Source organism: Microcoleus sp. OTE_8_concoct_300 (assembly GCF_031383065.1).
Classification (GTDB): Bacteria; Cyanobacteriota; Cyanobacteriia; order Cyanobacteriales; family Microcoleaceae; genus Microcoleus.
Window position 1 is genome coordinate 1 of the sequence record NZ_JANMZH010000384.1, and the last position, 2,409, is coordinate 2,409.

The 2,409-nt window shown below is 45.3% G+C and carries 3 protein-coding genes; all 3 read right to left on the bottom strand.

Annotated features, from left to right (window positions below; translation table 11 throughout):
• On the bottom strand, positions 1-568 hold a 568-nt coding region (locus ACUVJL_RS17075; protein ID WP_445246940.1), incomplete at its 3' end, for an MIP/aquaporin family protein.
• Positions 569-665: 97 nt separating this feature from the next.
• Entirely contained in the window at positions 666-1,694 is a 1,029-nt protein-coding gene (locus ACUVJL_RS17080; protein ID WP_445246941.1) for a PstS family phosphate ABC transporter substrate-binding protein, read from the bottom strand.
• A gap of 115 nt (positions 1,695-1,809) precedes the next feature.
• Positions 1,810-2,169 carry an ArsR/SmtB family transcription factor gene (locus ACUVJL_RS17085; protein ID WP_445246942.1) on the bottom strand — a complete coding sequence of 120 codons (360 nt, stop codon included), beginning with the start codon at positions 2,167-2,169 and terminating at the stop codon, positions 1,810-1,812.
• Positions 2,170-2,409 lie beyond the last annotated feature (240 nt).

Consider the following 2,409-nt stretch of genomic DNA (forward strand, 5'->3'; position numbering starts at 1 on the left):
TCATGCTAGCTCCGGTAATCGGCCCCATAAATGCCGCTTCTAACCCTACAGTTAACCCAATTGCTATCCCGGCAAAGCCGATGTGAGCGCGTCTATCTAATCCCGAACCGAGGATAACAAACATTAAGATAAAGGTCAGAACAGTTTCTAAAATTAGAGACTGCAACCAGTTACCATTGAGAGGGATAGTTGCACCGAGATTTGCCACTTTTCCTAAAGTAATTAGCAGCAGTGTGGAAGCTGCTATCGCGCCCGCACACTGCGCTAGAATATAAGGCAAAACACGTTTGCTTGCAAAAAAGCCGCTAGCCCAGAAAGCTAACGTTACAGCAGGATTCAGGTGGGCGCTGCTAATATGACCAGTAGCATAAATCATCGCGGCTACAACAGCTCCAAAGACAAAACTGATGCCTAAATGAGTAATAGCACCCTGACTAATTTGGTTAACCATCACCGCGCCCGTGCCTGCAAAAACTAGAATAAATGTACCGAGGAATTCTGCGATCGCCTCTCTCCTCCACTCGGCAGCAACTAAGCCAATCGCGGTCTTATAAAGTGACTTAAACATTGAGTCTATCGATAACTTTAGCTTTGTTGTTGGATTATAGTTGCAATGCAGATTAACAGGTAACAAGCTACCACTGTCGATAGGTTCCCACTGATACCTAAAAAGTTGCCTGCTGTCGCAATAACTCCCCAATTGTCGAGTCAAGCTGAGCTTTGCCACCAAAAACTGTCCCCACCTTGCCATTGTAGAAGTGCTGATAAATTAGTTGATAGCCTTCTTTTGGTAAAGGAATATAACCCACAGAACTAACTAAGGTCGGAGCTTTCTTCATGTAGAATTCTACAAAGTTGCGTAGTTCTACTTTATTTTGAGCCGAGTTGTAGTTGACATAGATAAATAGAGGTCGTGCCAGGGGCTGATACTGAGCTTTTTCTACAGTTTCGCGCGAGGGCAACACTGCTCCTTTGCCTCTGTCAATACCTACAGCTTTCAATTTACTTTGGTTGTCTTCGTAATAGGAGAATCCAAAGTAACCCAAAGCATTTTCGTCTTTAATAACCCCTTGCACTAAAACTGTATCGTCTTCACTAGCTGTATAGTCGGTGCGACTGGCTTTAGCAGTACCTACTGTTGCCTCTGTGAAGTAGTCAAATGTACCGGAATCTTTGCCTGCACCGTAAAGGGTGAGAGGTCGATTCGGCCAATTGGGTCGAATCTGATTCCAGCGAGTAATTTTTCCTTGGGCGACGGGTTCCCAAATCTTTTTCAATTCCTCTACAGTAATGTCTTTTGCCCAATCGTTTTTGGAATTGACTACTACTGTGAGAGCGTCAAATGCGACAGGTAATTCGTAGTAGCGGATACCAGCTTTGTTGCAGGCTTCCATTTCCTCTGGGCGGATGGGTCGCGAGGCGTTACTGATGTCAGTTTCGCCAGCACAAAACTTTTTAAACCCGCCACCAGTGCCGGAGAATTCAACAGTAATTGATGCTTTTTTGGGATGCGTATTTTGATATTCCTTGGCTATCGCATCCGTAATTGGATAAACAGTGCTGGAACCGTCAATTTTAATGTTTTGCGATTCTTGCGACTGGACTTGAGCGCAGGAGTTGAGGAACCCGATCGCACCTATGGTCAGAGCAATTATACTTAGTGCGAAAACCTTGGGCTTTTCTGCTGGGTTCATTGACCTTACCCAATGCCATAACTAAGGGTACTGTTGAATCATATCAAGAAATTTTGATATGTCAAGTATGAGGGAAGACAAACAGGCAATAAACACATTAAGAAATGTTGATGGGTTAATCTGCGTCAGAACAAGGGCGCGCCGGCAGCATCTGGCTGAAGCGGCGGTACTCGGCGAGGTATTGTTCCAGGGCGACAAACTGAGCTAAATTGAGGCTGTAGTAGATCCAGCGGCCTTCTTGGCGGCTGCGAACTAAATCGGCTTCTTTTAGGGTTTTGAGGTGGAAAGAGAGTTTAGGCTGAGGGACTCTCAGCCGATCGCACAATTCGCAAACGCACAACTCCTGTTCTCGCAACAACTCCAAAATCTGAATCCGCAGGGGGTCAGAAAGAGCGTGAAAGCCTGAGGAGACAAGTTTTTCCGAAATCTGTCGCTGTGAAATGCGATCGGGCGCAGCCGTAGAATTTTTAAGCATCAATTATTTTGAAAACATCCATACAAAACATCATAGTTTCTCAACATTCATCCCAGAAAATCAGTCCATTCAGCATCGACAGATCCTTCGGACTTGATTACTTCGGACTTTGTACCCGCGCCGGCACATCTGTCAGTCCCGCCTTCTGCATCAGCGAAATCACCCCTATAGATAGAATTCCCCCAATAATTGCCCCAACAACTACCAGGATGAGAAAGACCTTTTGCAGAGTCTTTTTAG

Excerpts from the sequence above, each read along its gene's own strand:
- ACUVJL_RS17080 (WP_445246941.1), bottom strand. The coding sequence starts at position 1,694 with ATGAACCCAGCAGAAAAGCCCAAGGTTTTCGCACTAAGTATAATTGCT.
- ACUVJL_RS17085 (WP_445246942.1), bottom strand. The coding sequence starts at position 2,169 with ATGCTTAAAAATTCTACGGCTGCGCCCGATCGCATTTCACAGCGACAG.